The sequence below is a fragment of the Ruegeria sp. S263 genome, from assembly GCF_056780525.1.
The window spans coordinates 1289393-1310505 of the sequence record NZ_CM165558.1; the positions used below are offsets into that span (position 1 = coordinate 1289393).

The 21113-nt window shown below is 58.4% G+C and carries 21 protein-coding genes; 15 read left to right on the forward strand and 6 right to left on the reverse strand.

Annotated elements, in window-relative coordinates; genetic code table 11:
• Window positions 1–283 precede the first annotated feature (283 nt).
• Entirely contained in the window at window positions 284–1141 is an 858-nt protein-coding gene (locus ACT2B1_RS06440) for an alpha/beta hydrolase (protein ID WP_481668786.1), read from the forward strand.
• 3 nt (window positions 1142–1144) lie between these two features.
• On the opposite strand, the gene ACT2B1_RS06445 is transcribed toward ACT2B1_RS06440, so the two are convergent.
• A complete protein-coding gene (locus tag ACT2B1_RS06445; RefSeq protein ID WP_171239977.1) occupies window positions 1145–2017 on the reverse strand; it encodes an S-methyl-5'-thioadenosine phosphorylase in 873 nt (290 codons plus the stop codon).
• A 72-nt stretch (window positions 2018–2089) separates the two neighbouring features.
• Window positions 2090–2650 carry a hypothetical protein gene (locus tag ACT2B1_RS06450; RefSeq protein WP_171239978.1) on the reverse strand — a complete coding sequence of 187 codons (561 nt, stop codon included), beginning with the start codon at window positions 2648–2650 and terminating at the stop codon, window positions 2090–2092.
• A 167-nt stretch (window positions 2651–2817) separates the two neighbouring features.
• Between ACT2B1_RS06450 and ACT2B1_RS06455 the strand changes: the two genes are divergently transcribed.
• Window positions 2818–4452 (forward strand): SulP family inorganic anion transporter, encoded by a 1635-nt coding sequence (locus ACT2B1_RS06455; RefSeq protein WP_171125652.1) that lies wholly within the window; start codon window positions 2818–2820, stop codon window positions 4450–4452.
• Between the two features lie 139 nt (window positions 4453–4591).
• On the opposite strand, the gene ACT2B1_RS06460 is transcribed toward ACT2B1_RS06455, so the two are convergent.
• Window positions 4592–5197 (reverse strand): flavin reductase family protein, encoded by a 606-nt coding sequence (locus ACT2B1_RS06460; RefSeq protein ID WP_481668787.1) that lies wholly within the window; start codon window positions 5195–5197, stop codon window positions 4592–4594.
• A gap of 72 nt (window positions 5198–5269) precedes the next feature.
• On the opposite strand from ACT2B1_RS06460, the gene ACT2B1_RS06465 reads away from it, so the two are divergent.
• The 5 genes from ACT2B1_RS06465 (at window position 5270) to ACT2B1_RS06485 (ending at window position 8315) form a co-directional block, all read left to right on the forward strand.
• A complete protein-coding gene (locus tag ACT2B1_RS06465; RefSeq protein ID WP_171121885.1) occupies window positions 5270–5764 on the forward strand; it encodes a GNAT family N-acetyltransferase in 495 nt (164 codons plus the stop codon).
• A 53-nt stretch (window positions 5765–5817) separates the two neighbouring features.
• Entirely contained in the window at window positions 5818–6561 is a 744-nt protein-coding gene (locus ACT2B1_RS06470; protein ID WP_171125646.1) for an EcsC family protein, read from the forward strand.
• Window positions 6562–6682: 121 nt separating this feature from the next.
• The gene (locus ACT2B1_RS06475) at window positions 6683–7147 is read left to right on the forward strand and encodes an NUDIX hydrolase (RefSeq protein WP_171239979.1); all 465 of its coding nucleotides are present in this window, start codon (window positions 6683–6685) and stop codon (window positions 7145–7147) included.
• 71 nt (window positions 7148–7218) lie between these two features.
• Window positions 7219–7674, forward strand: coding sequence for a DUF1178 family protein (locus ACT2B1_RS06480; protein ID WP_171121888.1), 456 nt, complete (start codon window positions 7219–7221; stop codon window positions 7672–7674).
• 2 nt (window positions 7675–7676) lie between these two features.
• Entirely contained in the window at window positions 7677–8315 is a 639-nt protein-coding gene (locus ACT2B1_RS06485) for an SDR family NAD(P)-dependent oxidoreductase (protein WP_481668788.1), read from the forward strand.
• Here the strand turns inward: ACT2B1_RS06485 and ACT2B1_RS06490 are convergent.
• Entirely contained in the window at window positions 8312–8665 is a 354-nt protein-coding gene (locus ACT2B1_RS06490) for a hypothetical protein (protein WP_481668789.1), read from the reverse strand. The genes ACT2B1_RS06485 and ACT2B1_RS06490 overlap by 4 nt on opposite strands.
• A gap of 165 nt (window positions 8666–8830) precedes the next feature.
• Here ACT2B1_RS06490 and ACT2B1_RS06495 point away from each other — a divergent pair, with 165 nt between their 5' ends.
• From ACT2B1_RS06495 to ACT2B1_RS06520, 6 genes are all read left to right on the forward strand, one after another.
• On the forward strand, window positions 8831–10069 hold the full coding sequence (locus tag ACT2B1_RS06495; RefSeq protein WP_481668790.1) for an aspartate kinase: 1239 nt from the start codon (window positions 8831–8833) through the stop codon (window positions 10067–10069).
• Between the two features lie 47 nt (window positions 10070–10116).
• The gene (ptsP, locus tag ACT2B1_RS06500) at window positions 10117–12360 is read left to right on the forward strand and encodes a phosphoenolpyruvate--protein phosphotransferase (RefSeq protein ID WP_481668791.1); all 2244 of its coding nucleotides are present in this window, start codon (window positions 10117–10119) and stop codon (window positions 12358–12360) included.
• Between the two features lie 140 nt (window positions 12361–12500).
• The gene (zwf, locus tag ACT2B1_RS06505; RefSeq protein ID WP_171121893.1) at window positions 12501–13946 is read left to right on the forward strand and encodes a glucose-6-phosphate dehydrogenase; all 1446 of its coding nucleotides are present in this window, start codon (window positions 12501–12503) and stop codon (window positions 13944–13946) included.
• Between the two features lie 2 nt (window positions 13947–13948).
• A complete protein-coding gene (edd, locus tag ACT2B1_RS06510; RefSeq protein ID WP_481668792.1) occupies window positions 13949–15754 on the forward strand; it encodes a phosphogluconate dehydratase in 1806 nt (601 codons plus the stop codon).
• A 3-nt stretch (window positions 15755–15757) separates the two neighbouring features.
• Complete coding sequence (locus ACT2B1_RS06515) at window positions 15758–16390, forward strand: bifunctional 4-hydroxy-2-oxoglutarate aldolase/2-dehydro-3-deoxy-phosphogluconate aldolase (protein WP_171239983.1); 633 nt, start codon at window positions 15758–15760, stop codon at window positions 16388–16390.
• A gap of 50 nt (window positions 16391–16440) precedes the next feature.
• Window positions 16441–17631 (forward strand): pyridoxal-phosphate-dependent aminotransferase family protein, encoded by a 1191-nt coding sequence (locus tag ACT2B1_RS06520; protein WP_481668793.1) that lies wholly within the window; start codon window positions 16441–16443, stop codon window positions 17629–17631.
• Window positions 17632–17659: 28 nt separating this feature from the next.
• On the opposite strand, the gene ACT2B1_RS06525 is transcribed toward ACT2B1_RS06520, so the two are convergent.
• Window positions 17660–18766, reverse strand: a complete 1107-nt coding sequence (locus tag ACT2B1_RS06525; protein ID WP_171122331.1) for a pyridoxal phosphate-dependent aminotransferase — start codon at window positions 18764–18766, stop codon at window positions 17660–17662.
• 94 nt (window positions 18767–18860) lie between these two features.
• On the opposite strand from ACT2B1_RS06525, the gene ACT2B1_RS06530 reads away from it, so the two are divergent.
• A complete protein-coding gene (locus tag ACT2B1_RS06530; RefSeq protein ID WP_171121896.1) occupies window positions 18861–19937 on the forward strand; it encodes an SMP-30/gluconolactonase/LRE family protein in 1077 nt (358 codons plus the stop codon).
• Window positions 19938–19995: 58 nt separating this feature from the next.
• Entirely contained in the window at window positions 19996–20778 is a 783-nt protein-coding gene (locus ACT2B1_RS06535; protein WP_481668794.1) for a crotonase/enoyl-CoA hydratase family protein, read from the forward strand.
• Here the strand turns inward: ACT2B1_RS06535 and ACT2B1_RS06540 are convergent, their stop codons facing one another.
• The gene (locus ACT2B1_RS06540) at window positions 20779–21111 is read right to left on the reverse strand and encodes a DnaJ family domain-containing protein (RefSeq protein ID WP_171121898.1); all 333 of its coding nucleotides are present in this window, start codon (window positions 21109–21111) and stop codon (window positions 20779–20781) included. It abuts the gene before it with no gap.
• Between the last annotated feature and the right edge of the window lie 2 nt (window positions 21112–21113).

The following is a 21113-nucleotide window of genomic DNA, read 5'->3' on the forward strand; positions in this document are numbered from 1 at the left end:
AAATGCAAAAAAAGCGAGCGGCGTCCAATGCGTCTAGTCGTTTCATGTCTGTCCTTGCCTCAACAGCCCCTGCTTGTCGCAACTTTGTGGCGCAACTGGGGCTGCGGTCAGTAAACAAATCGGGAGGTCAGCTAGGCAGTTTCAATGGTTGACTGCGAATTGGCCGGGCGTCTGGCGTATCGGCAACAGTCTAAAGATTGCATTAAGCCGCGCGCCTGAACCTTGAAACGAGCGGCAGCTCCCCCAAACTCAGATCATCCGGCACCTAACCGGGAGGAGAGCAATGACCGACACGCACAACGAAACCGCGACTGTGTTCAAGCGCGAGGGAAGGTCCGCAGTATTCAAGAGCGTTCTGATTTTGGCGGTCGTCCTTGGTGCAGCGGTCTACGCTGGCATCGTTGGGTATATGTACCTCAACCAGCAATCTCTGCTGTTCAAGCCGGACGGAGACCTGCCAGAGCCCCGCGCAGTCGGTCTGGCGGATGTGGATGTGATCTCACTCCCGATGGCAGACGGCGCAGTCCTGACAGCGTGGAGCGCGCCTCCGGCAACAGAAGGCGCGCCGACGGTCCTGTTTTTTCATGGCCAGACCGGAAATTTGGGGGATCGTGCGGATCGCATGCGCGAGATTCTCAATAGCGGCTTTGGTCTGTTCGCCCCCAGCTATCGCGGCTATCCCGGCAGCGAGAGCGAGCCGTCCGAGCCTGCGCTGATAGCGGACGCAATCCAGATGTACGACAAATTGGCGGGCGAGGGCGCGGATGTCGTGCTGCATGGCCAAAGCCTTGGCACGGGTGTTGCCGCAGCCGTGGCGGAACAGCGTCCCAATGCGCAACTCTTGGTGTTGGAGGCACCATTTACTGCAACTGTCGACGTGGCCGCAGAACGGTATCCGTTCCTTCCGGTTTCTCTTTTGATGAAAGATCAGTTCGCGACCCGAGACTTAATCGACCGCGTTACCGTGCCCACCCTGATCTTTCACGGAACAGAAGATGAAACGGTTCCGTTGCATCACGGTCAGGCACTGGCTGACATGGCAGGCGACACCGCGCAGCTTCACGTTATCCCGGAGGGCAGCCATAACGACCTTTGGTCCCACGGGCTGTGGGATGAAGTTCAGCAAACGCTGGCGCAATAAGCGTCAGAGCACGCGCCCGGCAACGGCATCCAGCTTGGCAAGCAACGCCGGGTCGCGTTTGTCAGGCGCAGTTAGGATGGCGTATTCCAGTGCCCGGTCACATCCGTGCGGACATGGTGCGCGCTGGGCCCCCAGCAGGTTCGGCAGACCTTTGACCAACGCGCGGCCTTTCTCGGCATTGCCTGTCAGCGTTGCGATAATTGATGTCACGTCGACCTCACCATGGTCGGGGTGCCAACTGTCATAGTCAGTGACCATCGCGATTGATGCATAACAAAGCTCGGCCTCGCGCGCGAGTTTGGCTTCGGGCATGTTGGTCATGCCGATCACATCGCAGCCCCACTGTTCCCGATACATCTTGGATTCTGCCAGGGTCGAGAATTGCGGTCCTTCCATGGCCAGATAGGTTCCGCCGCGATGGATATTGATACCAGCGGCCTTGCCTGCTGTTTCACACGCATCCGACAGGCGCGGGCAGGTCGGGTGGGCGACACTGACATGGGCGACGCAACCCGAACTGAAGAAGCTTTTTTCTCGTGCAAAGGTCCGATCAATGAACTGATCGACGATCACGAAATCGCCCGGCGCCATTTGTTCGCGGAACGACCCGCAGGCAGATACCGAGATCAAATCCGTCACGCCCAGACGTTTCAGCGCGTCGATATTGGCGCGATAAGGCACATCGGTTGGCGAATGAACGTGACCCCGCCCGTGACGGGGCAGAAATGCCATGCCCACGCCACACAACGATCCGGTCAGGATTTGATCTGAAGGGTCACCCCAAGGGGTTTCAACGGTGACCCATTCGGCATTCTCCAGCCCGTCGATGTCGTAGATGCCTGATCCGCCAATGACTGCAATCTTGGTTTGGGTCACGTGAATTCTCCGGTTGAGGTGGCTGCATCTGGATTTGTGGGCTGTGTCGTTCTGATTGACAAGAGGGAATGCCTAATGCTGTGACGTCAACAGGTTACGAGCTTGCGCCTGCTGTTGAAAATCCTGCCAGGCTGCGTCGAATTCTTGCAACGGCCAAGTCAGGTCCTGCGCCTGCCCGTGCCGGTCGCGGAAAACAAAGCGATATTCAACGCCCTCCAGCATCGCCCGAACGATTTCATCTGCGCGCGGCCCTTTGAACGTGCAGCCAAGCCCAGTCAGGCAGCCCGGCCTGCGCGTACGCCAAGCAACGCCCTGTTCTCGATCAATGCGAAAGCCCGAGTGCGAGAACAGCGTACCCGGTTCAATACCAAACTCGATTTCCACGCCGTCGGGGGCCGGTGTGATGAATATGTACTGCGCCCCGAAATTTGGGCGATAGGAAAAGACCTCGGCGCGCCGGATGTAGCACCGCTGTTTCAAGGCACCGTATTCTTCGCGTTCATCGCAGATCGAATTCCAAACGCCGTGGGATTCGAAATGCGTTACACGCCAATTGCTGGCAGTGTCATTGCCCTGCAGGTCTTGTGCAAGCACAGTGATCGGGGCCAGTAGGAAAAGGATCAACCATCGCATGCCGCATAGGTGCCTGCGGTGGTTCAACTGTTCAATTCACGACTTTGCGAGATACCTGATATGCGCCTGGCGCATACCAGCCTCCCACTGGACGCGGTGGCTTTGCGGGGCAATGCCGGGTAGAAGACCCCTTTCGCGCGAACAGATCAGACCGACAGGACCATCCAATGCCCCGAGCTATGCTGGCAAGCTTTGCCTCTCGAATTGCAAAACCCGACCTGCGTTGGGTGCCGGACGAGGGTCTAACGGTCTCGCGGTTGCGGATTGAGCTGTTGTCCGGCCTTACGGTCGCGTTGGCTTTGGTTCCCGAGGCGGTGGCATTCGCGTTTGTCGCCGGCGTGCACCCGCTGGTGGGGCTTTACGCGGCCTTCATGGTGGGCCTGATCACGGCGCTGATCGGTGGCCGACCCGGTATGATTTCAGGTGCGACTGGTGCTTTGGCCGTTGTGATGGTGGCGCTGGTGGCTGAACATGGGGTGGAATACCTGTTCGCGACGGTGGTCTTGATGGGCATTCTGCAAATGATTGCCGGGGCTATGCACTGGGGCCGGTTTATCCGACTGGTCCCGCACCCGGTCATGCTGGGCTTTGTGAATGGTCTGGCAATTGTCATCTTTCTGGCGCAGTTGGGCCAGTTCAAAGTGCCCGGTACAATGGAGAACACCGGCCATGGCGTTGGCGGCGGAGAGTGGCTCTCGGGCCTCCAACTCTATACCATGTTGGGGCTTGTGGCGCTGACCATGGCGGTGATCTGGATCATGCCACGCATTACCCGCGTCGTTCCCGCACCCTTGGCGGGGATTGTCGTGGTGGCCGCTCTGGTGATCGGTTTTGGTCTGGACGTTCCGCGCGTCGGGGATTTGGCGTCGATTGAGGGAGGTCTGCCGCCCTTCCACATTCCGATGGTCCCGCTGAACTGGGAAACATTTGAAATCATTCTGCCCTATGCTGTCATTCTTGCGGCCATTGGCCTGATCGAATCCCTGCTGACCCTGAACCTTGTCGGTGAAATCACCGGAAAACGTGGCGGTGCATCGCAGGAGTGTATCGCTCAGGGCGTCGCGAACGTCGCCACCGGGTTCTTTGGCGGCATGGGCGGCTGCGCGATGATTGGCCAGTCGATGATCAACGTGAAATCTGGTGGCCGCACACGTATCGCCGGGGTCGCTGCGGCCTTGTTCCTGTTGGTCTTCATCCTGTTCGCCTCACCCCTGATTGAGCAGATCCCGCTTGCGGCTCTGGTAGGTGTGATGTTCATGGTTGTGATCGGTACCTTCGCTTGGAACTCGTTCAATATCATGCGCAAGGTGCCGCTGATGGACGCATTCGTCATCGTTCTGGTCACTGTTGTTACGGTTATGGAAGACCTAGCCGTGGCTGTTGTCGTCGGCGTCATTGTTTCGGCTCTGGCCTACGCTTGGAACAACGCAAAGCGCATTCATGCTATCACCCGTGAATCCGAAACCGAAAAAGGTGCGAAGGTCTATGAAATCCAGGGCCCGCTTTTCTTCGGGTCTTCCGATGGGTTCGTCGAACTGTTCGATGTTCCAAATGACCCGGAAACGGTCATTGTAGATTTTGCCGAAAGCCGTGTCGTTGACCAGTCGGCATTGCAGGCCATCGAGAACATCGCAGCCAAATACGAGGCAGCCGGCAAGCGCGTGATGCTGCGCCATCTCAGCCGCGACTGTCACAAACTGCTGAACAAGGCAGGTCACCTGATGGTCGATAGCGACGATGACCCGGATTACGAAATCGCAGTAGACTATTCTGTCCGAACTGGAATTCTGGGCGGTCACTGAGTCTTCTGCGAGGCTCTGCCTCGCGCTCCGGGATATTTCTAGCCAGATGAAGTACGGATCCCCCGCTTCATCTGGCTAGAAATATCCCGGGGGAGTCGCCCTGCAAGGGCGGCGGGGGCAGAGCCCCCTTGTTGCGCGTTCAGTCATCCGGTCGATTCAGCGAGAAAAGGTCGGTGACCACCGAATAGTCGCGATACCCCAGCCGGGCCAGGGGTTGGAAGGATGTGACATCGAACAGTCCGTCTTTCAGACAATCGTCGCGCAGGTGGATTCCGGTAACTTCCCCAAACACAACGCGATTTGCCTCGCCGGGGAGCGTCACGATTTGGGTGAGCTTGCATTCCAACGCCGCAGGCGCGTCCGCAACACGGGCGCAAGGGATCGTTTCGCACTCTATCGGTGTAAGTCCTGCGTGCTCGAATTCGTCAACGTGTTTCGCGAGCCTGGCTGAGCTGGCGTTCATTGCGTCTTTGTGTGCATGAGCAACCACATTGACGCAGAAGAACCCTGTAGCCTCGATATTCGCGACGCTGTCTTTTCCACCATCCTGATCATGTTTTGTGCCCGTTGTTGCGAACATCACCTGCGGGGGCGTGTAGGCAACCCCGTTAAAGAACGAGTAGGGCGCAAGGTTGTTTATCCCGTCGACGTCTCGCGAAGAAATCCATCCGATGGGCCGCGGGGTTATGATGGCATTGAAGGGGTTATGTGGCAGGCCGTGGCCGTCTTCGGGGCGATAGAACATGTGGTCTCCAAGCATTTGCCCAAGGCGTAACGAAGTGTTAGGCCAAATTCCAGCAAGGAAAAGAGGGCAGGCGTGCAGCAATTCGGGATCAGGCCGGAAGAGCCGGACGATTGGTGGGAGGTCGAGGCGCTTTATGACCTGTGTTTTGCGCCTGGCCGCGAGGCGCTGTCGTCTTATCGGCTGCGCGATGATGTCCCGCCGGTTTCGGGACTTTCCTTGGTGGCACGCGACGCGCAGGGTATTCTGGCGGGCGCGATCCGGTTTTGGCCCGTGCATGTGGGAGGTCACGACGCATTGCTGTTGGGCCCCGTCGCAGTTCACCCGACCCATCAGGGAGAGGGCCTTGGCGGTTTTCTGATCCACGAAGGGTTGCAGGCCGGGCGCGACAAGGGCTGGCAGAGGGTTATGTTGGTCGGAGATGCCCCATATTACGCGCGCTTTGGATTCTCGCGTCTGAATGGGGTGGAAATGCCGCCCCCTACCAACCCTGACCGTGTATTGGGCGCAGAGTTGGAACCGGGCGTTTGGCGTGGCGTGAGCGGTCCTGTTACACGTTGGACGCGCTGAGCTATTGAATTTGCAAAGCTAAATTCCAATGTTTTTAGGGCAGGAGGGAACGTATGCAGGACGTGGTTCTTGTCGAAAAACTGGATGCAGAAGCCGAACTTGACCGCTTGGCCCGCTACTACAAGTCTGCCGGTGGGCCAGGTATCAAGTTGTTGAACAGCCTCGGGGGATCGGCTGAATCCCTGTTGGAACAATTGCCTGCGTCCGTCAGGCAAGGTTTGACAGGGGCAACTGAGCAGGCGCTTTGGATGGCCATGCATGCGGCGGAAAGCTCTCGTCGGGCGGTGCCGGATCAGCGGCCTTGGGTCAACACGGCGCTGACAACGGCGATGGGTGCGGCCGGAGGGATTGGCGGCGTTTCAACCGCATTGATGGAACTGCCAGCGACAACCACCATGTTATTGCGGGCCATTCAGGGTGCCGCAGCGCAAGAGGGTTTTAATCCTTCGGAGGATGGCGTGAAATTCGACTGTGTCCGCGTATTGTCCGCTGCTGGTCCGCTGTCTTTCGACGATGGCGCGGATCTTGGTTTTTTCTCGGTACGGCTGACCCTGACGGGACCCGCGATGCAGCGGTTGATCGCTGCTGTTGCGCCAAAATTGTCCGTTGTCTTGGGACAGAAGTTGGCAGCGCAGTCTGTTCCTGTTCTGGGGGCGATTGCGGGGGGAGGGACAAATTTTGTCTACACCCGGTATTACCAACAGATTGCGCGTGTTCATTTTGGCTTGCGGCGTTTGGCGCTGGATGCCGACATTCCGCATGATGATCTGCTCCGAAAGCTGGCGGCTCGTATGTAATTTCCCGTAAGTGCTTGGAATAAAACACTTCATGTGGTAGGGTTGTTGCCAAGTCCCACCAAATAAGCGTCAAAGCGCAAAGGGGCTTGCGGAGACGGAGGCAGACGACGGGCGGCAAAGCGTGATCGAGCACAGGCTTTGGAAGCAAAATCAACAACTCACCGGACATGGTCCGGTCAAAAGGCAGTCGGCTGCCTTGTGCTATCGTGTTCTGGAAAACGGCCCTGAGGTCCTGCTTGTGACAACGCGCAAGTCAGGCCGTTGGATCATACCCAAGGGTGGGCTGATTGATGGATTATCGCCGTCAGCCACGGCGCGACAGGAAGCGTGGGAAGAGGCGGGGGCAATCGGCGACTGCACGCCCGACGTGATCGGAAATTTCTTGTATTACAAAAACCGGCGCCGGAAAGGGCCGGTGTTATGTGTGGTGGACGTGTTTCCGCTTTTGGTCCGTTCCACGGCGGCGTTTTATCCTGAATGCCATGAGCGTCAGCGCGCGTGGCTATCGCCGCAAAAGGCTGCCAGTCGGGTTCGTTCACCTGATCTTGCCCAATTGTTACGCAAGGTAGCCCTGTTTGCACACTGACGCGGGTTTAACGACCCTTGCTATTGGCTTGCGGGTCAGTATCTATTTTGCAATCGAACTTTGGATGGATCATGATTCAATACGCGTTGAAGTGCAGCAAGGGACACTCCTTTGATAGTTGGTTTCAGTCGGCCACAGCTTACGACAAGTTGGCAGCCGCCGGTATGGTGACCTGTGCTGTTTGCGGCGATGCGCAGGTTGAGAAGGCGATCATGACCCCGCGCGTTCGTTCTGCCCGCAGTGTTGAGGCACGGACCGAAACGGCGGCCCCATCCGAAGACGCCGTGAACATGACCAGCCCGACCCCGGAGGTTGAGCAGGCTCTGAGCGAGTTGCGGCGCAAGGTCGAAGAAAATTCGGATTACGTCGGCAAGGACTTTGCAAGCGAAGCCCGGAAAATGCATCTGGGCGACGCACCAGAGAGGTCGATCTATGGCGAGGCGAAGCCGGAAGAGGCCAAAGCCCTAATCGAAGATGGGGTGCCGGTCGCACCGCTTCCTTTCATGCCCAGCCGAAAGACGAACTGATCATGCATATCGTGATTACCGGAGCCAACCGGGGCATCGGAAAGACACTTGCCGGCCGGTATCGGGCGCAGGGCCATGACGTGACAGGAACCGCTCGGGACGGCAGCGCCGAGGTGGTGCTGGATGTGACCGACACCGGTCACCATGCGGATATGGCTGCGCAATTGGGCGATCAGCCTGTTGACCTTTTGATCTGCAATGCCGGAGTGTATCTGGACAAGGCGGAACGCATTGATGGTTATCCCGCCGAGATGTGGGCGCAGACATTTGCGGCGAATGTGACCGGTGTTTTCCTGACCGTTCAGTCTTTGCTGCCCAATCTTCGCGCATCGCAAGGCAAAATCGCGATCCTGTCCTCGCAAATGGCGTCACATACGCGAGCACCGGGAGGTAGCTATATCTATCGCGCGTCGAAAGCGGCCGCGCTCAATCTGGGGCGTAACCTTGCCGCAGACCTGCGCGGCGACGGGATTGCTGTGGGTATATATCATCCGGGCTGGGTACAGACGGATATGGGCGGTGCTGCGGCTGCGATCACGGTAGATGAGGCTGCGGATGGTCTGGTTGACCGTTTTGCAGCCCTGTCTCTGGATACTTCGGGATGTTTTGAGACCTATGACGGTCAGCCGCACGATTACTAATTATTCAAAGCGGCTTTGGGGAGTTCGTACACCTCTCCCGGCTCAACAAAAATGACCATGATGTCGCCCCGCGTTTCATAGCTGAGCTTGGCGGTTGAATTGGTCGAATCCGGGATGCCATCCGTGAAATAGATGTTGCGCGCCTCGCCATTGCCCATGCCTACCGCCAGCGTTGCACCGCCATCGTCACGGCGCCTAAGCTCGGCGTTGCAGCTACGCAGGGCGTCGCCTGCAATGGTCGCGCAAGGGATGGTGCCCAAAGAGTTCTTGCCGTCGGTTCCGGCCAGAGTGGTTTCCTGTGCTAGCGCGGGCGTTGCAAGGACAGCTAAAGCGAAGACGAAACGTGGCATGGGGAACCCCTTGGTAAATCTGATGTTGGCAAGCTGACACCCCCGTGATCCGATGTAAAGCGATCGAGCGCAAGGACCTAAACGGTTTTGAACACTTGCCCTTGGGCCCCCCCTGACATAAGACGCACGAAACCTGAATTCCAAGGCGCGGAGACACTAGCCCCCATGCCCGTACTCGTGATGAAATTCGGCGGCACGTCGGTCGCCAATCTGGACCGCATTCGCCGCGCGGCGAAACGCATCGGCGTTGAAGTGGCCAAGGGATTTGATGTGATTGTCATCGTGTCGGCCATGTCAGGCAAAACCAACGAGTTGGCTGGCTGGGTGAACGAAACATCTCCGCTGTTTGATGCACGCGAATATGATGCGGTTGTGTCTTCGGGCGAAAACGTCACCGCAGGTTTGATGGCTCTGACGTTGCAGGAAATGGATATTCCGGCGCGCAGCTGGCAGGGCTGGCAGGTTCCGCTGATGACGACCAGCGCCCACAGTCAGGCCCGGATCGAGGAAATCCCGACCGAGAACCTGACCCAGAAATTCGACGAGGGTATGAAAGTCGCCGTCGTCGCCGGGTTCCAGGGTATCAGCCCCGAAGGGCGTATCACCACGCTGGGCCGTGGTGGGTCGGACACTACGGCTGTGGCCTTTGCCGCAGCATTTGGGGCCGAGCGTTGCGATATCTACACCGATGTGGATGGCGTCTATACCACCGACCCGCGCATTTGTGAAAAAGCGCGCAAGCTGGATCGAATCTCGTTTGAGGAAATGCTCGAACTGGCCTCCCTGGGGGCCAAGGTTTTGCAGACCCGTTCGGTGGAACTGGCGATGCGCTATAAGGTGAAACTGCGCGTTCTTTCTAGTTTCGAAGAACAATCCGACGAGGCCGGTACACTGGTCGTCGATGAGGAGGATATCATGGAATCCAATGTTGTGGCCGGTGTTGCCTATTCCCGTGACGAAGCCAAGATGACTGTCGTGTCCGTGGCCGACCGCCCCGGCATCGCCTCGATCATCTTTACTGCGCTCAGCGATGAAGGCGTGAACGTGGACATGATCGTGCAGAACATCTCTGATGAGGGGCGCACGGACATGACCTTTTCCTGCCCGACCGATCAGGTGGCGCGGGCGGAAAAAGCATTGCTGGCGATTAAGGACGCGGGCGAGTTGAACTACACCGAACTGGTCGCGGATGAAGACGTCTGCAAGGTCTCGGTCGTGGGGATCGGGATGCGGTCGCAATCCGGCGTGGCGGCAAAAATGTTCAAGATACTCTCGGATGAGGGGATCAACATTAAGGTCATCACAACCTCTGAGATTAAAATTTCCGTCCTTGTGGACAGGAAATACATGGAACTTGCGGTTCAGGCACTGCATGATGCCTTTGAACTGGACAAGGCGGCCTGAGCATTTTCTGCCAAGGGTCTCGCCTGACGCACTAATTTGGGTGGGCCATGGCGGACGGCACTGAAACAGAATCCCGCAAGCTGCTGGGGCGGCTGCGCGAAGAGATGGCGAACGAAGCCGCCGGTCAGGAACGTCTTGACCGGATCACTCATCTGATCGCTGACAGTATCCGGGCCGAGGTGTGCTCGATTTACCTGTTCCGGGATGAGGATACTCTTGAACTCTGCGCGACCGAAGGTCTGTCGCCCGAGGCGGTTCACAAGACCCGTATGCGCATGGGTGAGGGGCTTGTGGGGCGCGTCGCGAAGCACGGCAAGATCGTGAACACACCGGATGCGCCTGCTGCCAAGGGTTTCCGTTACATGCCCGAAACGGGCGAAGAACGGTTTTCGTCTTTCCTGGGGGTGCCCATTCAGCGTCTGGGTGAAAAGCTGGGCGTTCTGGTCGTGCAATCCCGCGATGCGCGCGAATACTCGGCGGATGAGGTTTACGCGTTGGAAGTGGTCGCCATGGTTCTGGCCGAAATGACCGAGCTGGGGGCGTTCGTGGGTGAGGGCGCCGCCCTGTCCCCCCGCCACCAGCAATCTGTGCAGCTAACCGGTGGTCCGGCGCAGGAAGGTTCCGCCGAAGGGCATGTCTGGCTGCACGAGCCACGCGTTGTGGTCACCAACCCCATCGCCGAAGACCCCCATCGAGAGCGTGAGCGTCTGGCCGAAGCGGTCGAGGAACTGCGCGTGGGCGTCGACAAAATGCTTGAGATTTCCAAGGACGGCGACACCGAGCAGTTACAAGTGCTGGAAGCCTACCGGATGTTTGCGAACTCCAAGGGCTGGATGCGCAGGATGGAAGAGGACATTGCCCGTGGCCTGAGTGCCGAAGCTGCGGTTGAAAAGGAACAGTCACAAGCGCGTGCGCGGATGGGGCAGGTTACCGACCCTTATCTGCGCGAGAGGCTCGCCGATCTGGACGACCTCAGCAACCGCTTGCTGCGTATTCTAACTGGGCAGGGCAACACCAACGGGGCGGACCTGCCACCTGATCCGATCCTGATTGCCCGTAACATCGGCCCCGGCGATCTGTTGGAATATGGCCGATCTCTGAAGGGGATCGTGCTGGAGGAAGGATCAGTCGGCAGCCACGCGACGATTGTTGCCCGCGCGCTGGCTATTCCCTTGGTGGTGCATGTCGGCCGGATCACGACCGAGGCGCTGAACGGTGACCATATTCTTGTGGATGGGGATCAGGGCACCGTTCAATTGCGGCCCGAAGACACGGTCGTCAGTGCGTTTCGTGACAAGATTGCGATGCAGGCAAAGGCGCAGGAGCGATATGCCTCGATCAGGGATACTCCGACGGTCACTCGGGATGGTGAGCGCATCAATCTCGTGATGAATGCCGGTCTTATGGCGGACCTGCCTTCGCTGGACAATTCCGGAGCCGAGGGCGTGGGCCTGTTCCGGACCGAGTTGCAGTTCCTGATCAGAAACCAGATGCCAAAGCGGTCGGAACTTGTAACCCAGTATCAGCGAGTTCTGGACGCGGCCGGGGAAAAACGAGTGGTGTTCCGAACGCTGGATATCGGCTCGGACAAGGTTCTGCCCTACATGAAACACGTAGAAGAACCCAATCCTGCATTGGGGTGGCGTGCGATCCGGGTCGGTCTGGACAAGCGCGGCGTAATGCGGATGCAGTTACAGGCCCTGATGCGCGCAGCGAACGGGCGCCCCCTGACACTGATGTTCCCGTTTGTGGCGCAGGCGGATGAGTTTCGCGAGGCGCGTTGGGAGGTCAACAAGACCATCGAACGCGAAAAGCGGCTGGGGCATGTCCTGCCCGAAAGAATAGAAGTTGGCGCAATGCTTGAGACCCCGTCCTTGGGCTTTGCCCCTCAAAAATTTTATGATGAGGTGGATTTTGTCTCGATTGGGGGAAACGATCTGAAGCAGTTCTTTTTCGCGGCTGACCGAGAAAATGAACTGGTGCGCCGCAGGTATGATACGTTGAATGTAAGCTTCCTCAGTTTCATCGAACGTATTGTCGAGCGCTGCAACATATCGAATACACCGCTGAGTTTTTGTGGCGAAGACGCGGGCCGCCCGGTTGAGGCGTTGTGTCTGGCAGCCATGGGTATCCGTTCGTTGTCAATGCGGCCTGCCTCGATCGGGCCTGTCAAAAGCGTGTTGTTGCGCGCCGACTTGCAATCGCTGCGGAAGATCATTGCCGATGCGCGTCACCGGGGTGAGCAATCCGTTCGTCCGGCTGTGATGGAGTGGCTGCGAAACCAAGGGTGACCGAGTCGTAGATTTTGAAATTTTTTTCAAATCCAGTGTTGATTCTTAGTATGGTTTTTTATACTCCCGCGTTGAATGTTAGCGATAACATTACTGGTGTGGCAAAACGATGTGCCAGTGACAACTGAAGGAGCCTGCAGATGGTTTCACGCGTAATACCGGTAAATCCGTTCGACCTTGTGTTGTTCGGCGCAACGGGCGATCTGGCGCAGCGCAAGATTTTGCCGGGTCTGTATCACCGGTTTGAAGTGGACCAAATGCCCGAAGAGGCCCGTATCATCGGAACAGCACGGTCGGACATGGACAGTGATGCATTTCGAGAGCAGATTCGCGCATCCATGAAGAAATATGCCCCCGGGTTCAAACAGGATGTATTGGACCGGTTCCTTAGCCGGGTCGACTATGTCCCTGTTGATGCGCTGGGTGACTCAGGGTGGGCAGACCTTGCTGAAAAATTGCGCCCCGACGTGGTGCGCGCGTTCTATCTGTCTGTAGGCCCCAGCCTGTTTTCCGGCATTGCACAGCGGTTGAATGATAACGGGCTGGCAACACCGGACAGCCGAATTGTGGTGGAAAAACCGTTCGGTCATGATCTGGCTTCTGCCAAGGCCCTGAATGAAGGGTTGCGTGCCTGTTTTGAAGAACATCAGATTTATCGCATCGACCATTATCTGGGCAAGGAAACCGTCCAGAACCTTATGGCCCTGCGTTTTGCCAATTCCCTGTTCGAGCCGCTTTGGAATTCGACCCATGTTGATCATGTTCAGATCACAGTTGCGGAAACCGTAGGTGTTGAAGGGCGGGGGGCTTACTACGACCAGTCTGGCGCAATGCGCGATATGGTGCAGAACCATCTTGTTCAGTTGTTGTGCCTGACCGCGATGGAGCCTCCGTCCAAGTTTTCGCCCAATGCGGTGCGCGACGAAAAGGTCAAGGTTATTGAGGCGTTAGAACCCGTGGACCCCTCGGACATCGCGCGGGGCCAATATCGGGCTGATCAGGGAGAGGACGGTTATCTGGATCATGTCGGCAACCCGGCCAGCCGCACCGAAAGCTATATCGCCCTAAAGGTGCATCTTGGTAACTGGCGTTGGGCCGGAGTGCCGTTCTATCTGCGGACTGGAAAGCGTCTGCGTGCACGCGAATCCGAAATTGCCGTGTTCTTCCGCGATCCACCGCATACTATTTTTCCCAACGTAGGCCCCTTGCGTGGCAACGTTCTGGTCATTCGGTTGCAGCCCGACGAAGGCATCACATTGCGCACAACCATCAAAGACCCCGGTCCCGGTGGATTCCGCCTGTCAGATGTGTCGCTGGACATGAGCTTCGCCGAGGCGCTGGGCACGGATGCGCGTGCTCAGGATGCTTATGAGAGGCTGGTAATGGATGTGATCCGGGGTGATCAAACCCTGTTCATGCGCGGTGACGAAGCCGAGGCCGCCTGGGCCTGGGTCGATCCCATCATTCAGGGGTGGGAAGATCGGGGTGACCGGCCAGCCAAATATGATCAGGGCAGTTCAGGGCCGGAAGAAGCATTGATGCTGATGCATCGCGATGGACGCCGTTGGCGTCAGATCGGAGGGTAATCATGGTACATTCCGTCATCACCGACGTCACCCGGCGCATCATCGACCGCAGCGCCGAATTGCGCGGCCCGCATCTTGAGAGGATGGAACACGCCAAGTCCAAAGGGCCAGCCCGTGCGCATCTATCCTGCAGCGGTCAGGCTCATGCCTATGCCGGGGCGGGTGAAGATCAGCAATCCATGGCAACTGGAACGGCTGGCAATCTGGGCATCGTCACCGCCTATAACGACATGCTCTCGGCGCATCAGCCTTTCGAACGCTATCCGGCGCTGATCCGTGACGCGATCCGTGCGGCGGGTGGCACGGCGCAGGTCGCAGGCGGCGTTCCCGCCATGTGTGATGGCGTCACGCAGGGCGAAGCGGGGATGGAGTTGTCGCTATTCTCGCGCGATGTTATTGCGCTGGCCACTGGAGTGGCGCTTAGCCACAACACGTATGACGCCGCCGTGTTCCTTGGGGTGTGCGACAAGATCGTGCCGGGTCTGGTCATCGGCGCGCAGGCGTTTGGTCACTTGCCCGCCGTGTTCCTGCCTGCAGGACCCATGACAAGCGGCCTGCCGAACGACGAAAAGGCCAAGGTTCGTCAGCAGTTTGCCACCGGAGAAGTCGGCCGTGACGCGTTGATGAAGGCGGAAATGGCCGCCTATCACGGGCCGGGCACCTGCACCTTTTACGGAACCGCCAACACCAACCAGATGTTGATGGAATTTATGGGCCTGCATCTTCCTGGCTCCAGCTTCATCAACCCGAATACACCTTTGCGCGATGCGTTGACCGAAGAAGGCGCGCGCCGTGCCTTGTCACTTAGCGCGCTGGGTAATCACTATACGCCGGTCTGTCAGGTGCTGGACGAACGCGCCTTTGTGAATGGTATCGTCGGGTTGATGGCAACCGGAGGGTCCACGAACCTGCTGATCCACCTGATCGCCATGGCACGTGCCGGAGGTATCGTTCTGGATTGGGAGGATTTCTCGGACATCTCCGCCGTGGTCCCGCTGGTCGCGCGGGTCTATCCGAATGGATTGGCCGATGTGAACCATTTCCATGCCGCGGGGGGCCTTGGCTATTGCATCGGCACGTTGCTTGAAGACGGCCTGCTGCATCCCGATACGCTGACGGTCGCTGGGCAGGGTCTGCACAACTATACCAAAGAGCCAAAGCTGAAAGATGGTGAACTGGTCTGGGAAGAAGGCACTGCACACAGCTTGAACGAAAAGATCGTGCGCCCGGCCAAGGATCCGTTCCAGCCCACAGGCGGCTTGTCGCGCCTGACCGGAAATCTGGGCACCGCTGTCATGAAGGTATCTGCTGTCGCGCCCGAGCATCAGGTGGTCGAAGCTCCGGTACGTGTTTTCCATGACCAGGAAGAGGTCAAAGCAGCGTTCAAGGCGGGTGAGTTCACGGATGACGTCATCGTCGTTGTCCGCTTTCAGGGACCGAAAGCCAACGGAATGCCCGAACTGCACTCGCTGACGCCGATGCTTTCGATCCTTCAGGGCAGGGGGCAAAAGGTTGCTTTGGTAACTGATGGCCGGATGTCTGGAGCATCGGGCAAAGTTCCAGCCGCGATTCATGTGGTGCCCGAGGCGCTGGATGGTGGTCCCATCGCCTGTTTACGGGATGGCGACATCCTGCGTGTAGATGCGGTCAGCGGAGAATTGGAGATCATGACCCCCGGCGTACTTGATCGCGCCCCGGCAACCGCAGACCTTTCGGCAAACCAGCACGGCGTTGGCCGCGACCTCTTTGGCGCGTTCCGCCAGAATGTCGGGTCGGCCGACACTGGTGCCAGCATTTTCGGAGTTTAATTCATGTCCAAAACCCAACGCACCCGCGAAATTTGCGCGCTTGCCCCTATCGTTCCTGTGCTGGTTATCGACGATGCCAAGGATGCGCGCCTACTGGCCGAGGCGCTTGTCGCTGGTGGGCTTCCCGCGCTTGAAGTTACGCTGCGCACGCCTGCGGCGCTGGATGCAATCCGGGCAATGTCTCAAGTGCCGAGCGGTGTCGTAGGGGCTGGAACACTGGTGACCCCTGATGACGTCCGTGCCGCGAAAGAGGCAGGCGCACAATTTGGTGTCTCTCCCGGCGCGACTGAAGCTTTGATCGCTGCGTGTGAGGCCGAAGGCCTGCCCCTCTTGCCCGGCGCGGCCACGGCAAGCGAGGCAATGCGTCTGCTGGAGCAGGGATATGATATGCTCAAGTTCTTTCCTGCCGAAGCTTCAGGCGGTGCGCCTGCATTGAAGGCAATTGGTGCTCCGCTTCCGCAGATCACGTTCTGTCCAACCGGTGGTGTCTCGCCTGCGAATGCCCGCGATTACCTGTCTTTGTCCAACGTTGTCTGCGCCGGTGGCAGTTGGGTTGCGCCAAAGCAGATGGTTTTGGATCAAGATTGGGCGGGCATCGAAACACTTGCGCGCGAGGCGTCCAAGCTGATGGATTGACGCTGCCGGGCCACACGTTAGGGTGAGGCCAATTCTAACAGGTTGATCCCATGAAAAATCACAACTCTCTCGCGCAGGGGCGTGAGTATTTGGCTATTCCCGGGCCGTCGGTAATGCCCGACGCCGTTTTGCAAGCGATGCACCGTCCCTCGCCCAATATCTATGATGGCGAGTTGATCGAGATGATGCCCGCGCTGACCCGCGACCTATGTCGCATCGCCCGGACCGAGCACAACGTCGCAATTTATATCGCCAACGGGCACGGCACTTGGGAAGCTGCCCTGTCGAACGTCATTGCCCCCGGCGAACGTGTTTTGGCACCGGCTTCGGGTCGGTTCACCCACGGCTGGGCAGAGATGGCGGAAGGGATCGGTGCAACGGCGCAATTGATCGACTTCGGCACGTCATCTGCCTGGGATTTCGAACGTATCGGTGACGCGTTGCGCGCTGATAAAGCGCATGAAATCAAAGCGGTTCTGGCCGTGCATGTGGATACCTCAAGTTCGATCCGAAACGATATTCCAACACTTCGCGCGTGGCTGGATGACTTGAACCACCCGGCGATTTTGATGGCGGATTGTATCGCCTCGCTGGGGTGTGATCGGTTCGAAATGGATGCCTGGGGCGTCGACGTCATGGTCACCGCCTGTCAAAAGGGGCTGATGACGCCTGCAGGTGTGGGGTTTGTCTTTTTTAATGACAAGGCGCGGGCCAAGCGCGCCACTATGCCCCGGGTGTCGCAATATTGGGATTGGGTGCCGCGGGCTAATCCGGAGCTGTTTTATCAGTATTTCAACGGGACAGCTCCGACCCATCACCTATATGGTCTGCGCGCTGCCTTGGATATCATCCATGCCGAGGGGATCGAACAGGTCTGGGCGCGCCACGAACGACTTGCAGGAGCTATTTGGACGGCCTGCGAAATCTGGGCCGAGGGCGGTGCTTTGCACTTGAACGTCGCAGATCGCCAAGACCGTAGCCGTGCCGTAACCGCCTTGCGGCTGACCGACGGTCGGGGCACGGCCCTTCGGGAATTTACGGAAACCCAACTGGGCCTTACCTTGGGCATCGGCCTTGGGATGGAGGACTGGGACGGATGTTTCCGTCTTGGTCACATGGGGCATGTGAATGGGCAGATGGTCATGGCCATTTTGGGCGGGGTTGAAACCGGGCTGGCCGCACTCGGGATCCCGCGCGGCACAGGCGCGTTGGAGGCTGCGGCGGCTGCGTTGGTTTCGTAACGCGAACTGCCGAGCGTATTGGCGCAGTTCATGCGCGCGCGTTTGCGGCCTCAAGCGCCTTTGGCAGAGCTGCGGCAAAGGCATCCAGATCGCACGCCTCGCCGCAGCTTACCCGAATGCACCTGTTCTGCGGCGCAGCAAAGGGCATTCGAACGAAAACACCCTGCGCGACAAGCGACTCGAGAACCGCCTTAGCAAAGTTACCGTCCCGCCGGCAATCAATGGCAACGAAATTCGTGGCCGACGGCAAGGGGGTCAGACCATTCTTTGTTGCGATCTGTCCGATCCGGGTGCGGGCCTCAGCGATCTTGTTCTGAATCCGTTTTAACCAGGCGTCGTCTTGCAGCGCTGCCAGCGCCCCAGCTTGCGCTGCGCGGTTCATGCCGAAATGGTTCCGTACCTTGTTGAACGCCGATATCAATTCGGGTGCGCCAATCGCATATCCGACGCGCGCCCCTGCCATTCCATAAGCCTTTGAAAAGGTGCGCATCCGGATAACGCGGGGATCATCGGCTGCGACAGGGGCTTCGGTCCCTTCGGGCGCGCATTCCACGTAAGCCTCATCCAGAACCAGCAGGCACCCGTCGGGCAAGTCGTCCAGCGCCGCGACGATATCCTTGCCGGAATGCCAGCTTCCCATAGGGTTGTCGGGATTGGCCAGATAGACCAGCTTGGCATCCGTTTCTACGGCCAGAGCAAACAGGGCCGCCGGGTCTTCGTGATCGTCGCGATAGGGAACGGTGTGCAACACACCACCGAACCCTGCCACGTGGTAGTTGAATGTCGGGTAGGCACCGTCCGAGGTGACAACGGCGTCGCCGGGTCCGATCAAAAGCCGGACGAGGTAGCCCAAAAGCCCATCAATCCCTTCCCCTACGACGATATTGTCTGCCCCAACGCCATGATGTTCAGCCAATGCGTGGCGCAGGTCATGGTTTTCGGGATCGCCGTACATCCAGATTTCAGTATTTGCCATTGCCTCGGCCGCGCGCGGCGAGGGGCCGAAGACACTTTCGTTCGCGCCAAGCCGGGCAATGAAAGGCGCACCCCGCTGGCGCTCCTGTGTTTCGGGGCCAACAAAGGGCACGGTCGCAGGCAGGGACAGGGCAAGCGGGGTGTAGCGTGGGTCAGTCATATAGGCAGATAAACGTAAGGTCACAGGGCGAGCAACCTTGTGTTGTGCGCGATTGCCGCCCACCCTACACAAAATTGTTGAGGGAGGGGTGCAGATGCGCGTTTTGTTGGGGTTGATCCTGATTGGGCTAGCCTATCTGATTTTTTGGCCGGTTGAGGTTGAGCCGGTCGCGTGGGAACCACCACAAGCACCTGAGTTCGCAGGCGAGTTTGCCGAAAACAACGCGCTGGATCAGCTTGAATTGATCGCATTTCCTGATGATGAGGTGGGTCCCGAAGACATCGCCGTATTGCCGGATGGAACCGCTTATACAACCACAGCGTCCGGCGCTCTGTTCCGTATTGACGGCGAAGCCCCCATCAAGGTCGACGAACTTGGTGGGCGCCCGTTGGGCCTCAAGGCGGGCCTGGACGGTGCGCTGTATATCGCGGACAGCTTTCGTGGGTTGATGCGTTGGAATGGTCCCGGTTCGTTAGAGTTGCTTACCTCTGAAGTTGACGGGAAGCCGTTGATCTATGCCAACCAATTGGATGTGGCCCGGGACGGGACGGTATATTTCTCCAACTCTTCAGATCGTTTCGACCCCGAAACAATGGGCGGTACCAAACCCACATCCGTGATGACGATCTGGGAGCAATCGGACACCGGGTATGTCGCCAAGTACGCGCCCGACGGCAGCACCGAAAAGGTGGCCGATGGGTTCGTCTACACGAACGGTGTTGCGCTGTCTCCGGACGAAGATTTTCTGCTGATCGCGGAAACCGGGCGTGCGCGGGTCCATAAACTGTGGCTGACCGGCCCAAGGGCGGGCGAGCGCGCAGTTCTGATGGACAACTTGCCAGGCTATCCGGACAATATCGAGGCGCAGGGTGACGGCACCTATTGGATGGCGTTCGCCAGCCCGCGCGTGCCGACCGAAGTTTTGATGCCTTATCCGTTCCTGCGCAAGGTGATTTGGCGGCTGGGTCCGATGGTGCGGCCTGCACCGATCCATCGCGGAATGCTGATTCAATTCGACGGAGAGGGAAACATCCTACAAAACCTGCAGGACCCACAGGGCCGGTTGGGGATTACAACCGGCGGGAAGATCGTTGGAAACCAGTTCTATGTCATGACGCTGGATTCCCCGTGGTTTGGGCGCATGGCCGTCGAGGGATTGCCCCTACGTTGATCTGGAACTTTGTGGGTGTTGCAGGCATCTTTGCCGAAACTGGAATAGGGAAGTTCACATGTCGCGTGTATCAGTAGAATACAAAGATCACATTGCCCACGTCACTTTGACGCGCGGCGAGAAGATGAACGCGCTGGATGATGCGATGTTCAATGCAATTCTGTCCGCAGGGCAGGAGGTTGCCGCCTCGGACGCGCGTGCGGTTGTGCTGTCGGGGCAGGGCGGAAATTTCTGCGCCGGTCTGGATATGGCCAGCCTTGCGAAATACGCCAATAACAACCCGTCCGAATGGCTGATGACCCGCAGCCATGGGGATGCCAACGACCTTCAGGAACTGGCGCTGACATGGCGCCGCGTTCCGGTCCCAGTGATTTGCGCTATCGAAGGCGTGGCCTATGGCGGCGGTCTTCAGATCGCGCTGGGGGCTGATATCCGTATTGCGCACCCTGACAGTAAACTCGCCTTGCTTGAAATGAAGTGGGGCATTATCCCGGATATGGGCGCGATGTATATGCTGCCGCATCTGGTTGGCAGCGATGTGATCCGCCTTTTGACCTATACCGCCCGGCCCGTTGGGGCGCAGCAGGCGGCGGATTGGGGGCTTGTGACTAAGCTTTCCGACGATCCTTTGACCGAGGCCACGGCGATTGCCGAGGACATCGCGTCCAAAAGCCCATCAGGTATTCGCGCGGCCAAGCGGGTCATAGATTTCGCCGAAAGCCATAGCCGCGCGGAAACTCTTATGGAGGAATCCATCGAGCAGGTAGAACTGATCGGAAAACCGGACCAGATGGAGGTGATTGCAGCCCAGATGCAGGGCCGCAAGCCTGTATTCAAGTAACTAGCGCGTAAAGGCGCGCCGTGCATCCCGTGCCATGTTGTACCGCATCTCCAGATCGGCGATGCGGGCCATCGCCTGTTTGCGCGCCTGCGGATCGGTCAGGGTGGTGTAGTCCTGGCGCGCTGCGTCCAGGTCTTTCTTGATCTTGAACTCTTCGGGCAGCACCCCGGCCTGAGCCATTATTCTGTATCCGGCGGCAGTTGCCGGGTCGCTTTGCTCCTCGCCAGAGCGATCGGGCAGGGGGCGGCCTTCGCCTTCAAGCCCCTGCAATTGGCCTTCGGCTTGCGCCTTTTTGATCTGACGCTCAATGAGCTTTCCCAGCGATCCAAACATAT

Bases quoted from the DNA above. Each gene is read 5' to 3' on its own strand.
- ACT2B1_RS06440 (WP_481668786.1), top strand. From the start codon at position 284: ATGACCGACACGCACAACGAAACCGCGACTGTGTTCAAGCGCGAGGGA.
- ACT2B1_RS06450 (WP_171239978.1), bottom strand. From the start codon at position 2,650: ATGCGATGGTTGATCCTTTTCCTACTGGCCCCGATCACTGTGCTTGCA.
- ACT2B1_RS06455 (WP_171125652.1), top strand. From the start codon at position 2,818: ATGCCCCGAGCTATGCTGGCAAGCTTTGCCTCTCGAATTGCAAAACCC.
- ACT2B1_RS06460 (WP_481668787.1), bottom strand. From the start codon at position 5,197: ATGTTCTATCGCCCCGAAGACGGCCACGGCCTGCCACATAACCCCTTC.
- ACT2B1_RS06470 (WP_171125646.1), top strand. From the start codon at position 5,818: ATGCAGGACGTGGTTCTTGTCGAAAAACTGGATGCAGAAGCCGAACTT.
- ACT2B1_RS06480 (WP_171121888.1), top strand. From the start codon at position 7,219: ATGATTCAATACGCGTTGAAGTGCAGCAAGGGACACTCCTTTGATAGT.
- ACT2B1_RS06485 (WP_481668788.1), top strand. From the start codon at position 7,677: ATGCATATCGTGATTACCGGAGCCAACCGGGGCATCGGAAAGACACTT.
- ACT2B1_RS06490 (WP_481668789.1), bottom strand. From the start codon at position 8,665: ATGCCACGTTTCGTCTTCGCTTTAGCTGTCCTTGCAACGCCCGCGCTA.
- ACT2B1_RS06495 (WP_481668790.1), top strand. From the start codon at position 8,831: ATGCCCGTACTCGTGATGAAATTCGGCGGCACGTCGGTCGCCAATCTG.
- ptsP (WP_481668791.1), top strand. From the start codon at position 10,117: ATGGCGGACGGCACTGAAACAGAATCCCGCAAGCTGCTGGGGCGGCTG.
- zwf (WP_171121893.1), top strand. From the start codon at position 12,501: ATGGTTTCACGCGTAATACCGGTAAATCCGTTCGACCTTGTGTTGTTC.
- edd (WP_481668792.1), top strand. From the start codon at position 13,949: ATGGTACATTCCGTCATCACCGACGTCACCCGGCGCATCATCGACCGC.
- ACT2B1_RS06515 (WP_171239983.1), top strand. From the start codon at position 15,758: ATGTCCAAAACCCAACGCACCCGCGAAATTTGCGCGCTTGCCCCTATC.
- ACT2B1_RS06520 (WP_481668793.1), top strand. From the start codon at position 16,441: ATGAAAAATCACAACTCTCTCGCGCAGGGGCGTGAGTATTTGGCTATT.
- ACT2B1_RS06525 (WP_171122331.1), bottom strand. From the start codon at position 18,766: ATGACTGACCCACGCTACACCCCGCTTGCCCTGTCCCTGCCTGCGACC.
- ACT2B1_RS06530 (WP_171121896.1), top strand. From the start codon at position 18,861: ATGCGCGTTTTGTTGGGGTTGATCCTGATTGGGCTAGCCTATCTGATT.
- ACT2B1_RS06535 (WP_481668794.1), top strand. From the start codon at position 19,996: ATGTCGCGTGTATCAGTAGAATACAAAGATCACATTGCCCACGTCACT.
- ACT2B1_RS06540 (WP_171121898.1), bottom strand. From the start codon at position 21,111: ATGTTTGGATCGCTGGGAAAGCTCATTGAGCGTCAGATCAAAAAGGCG.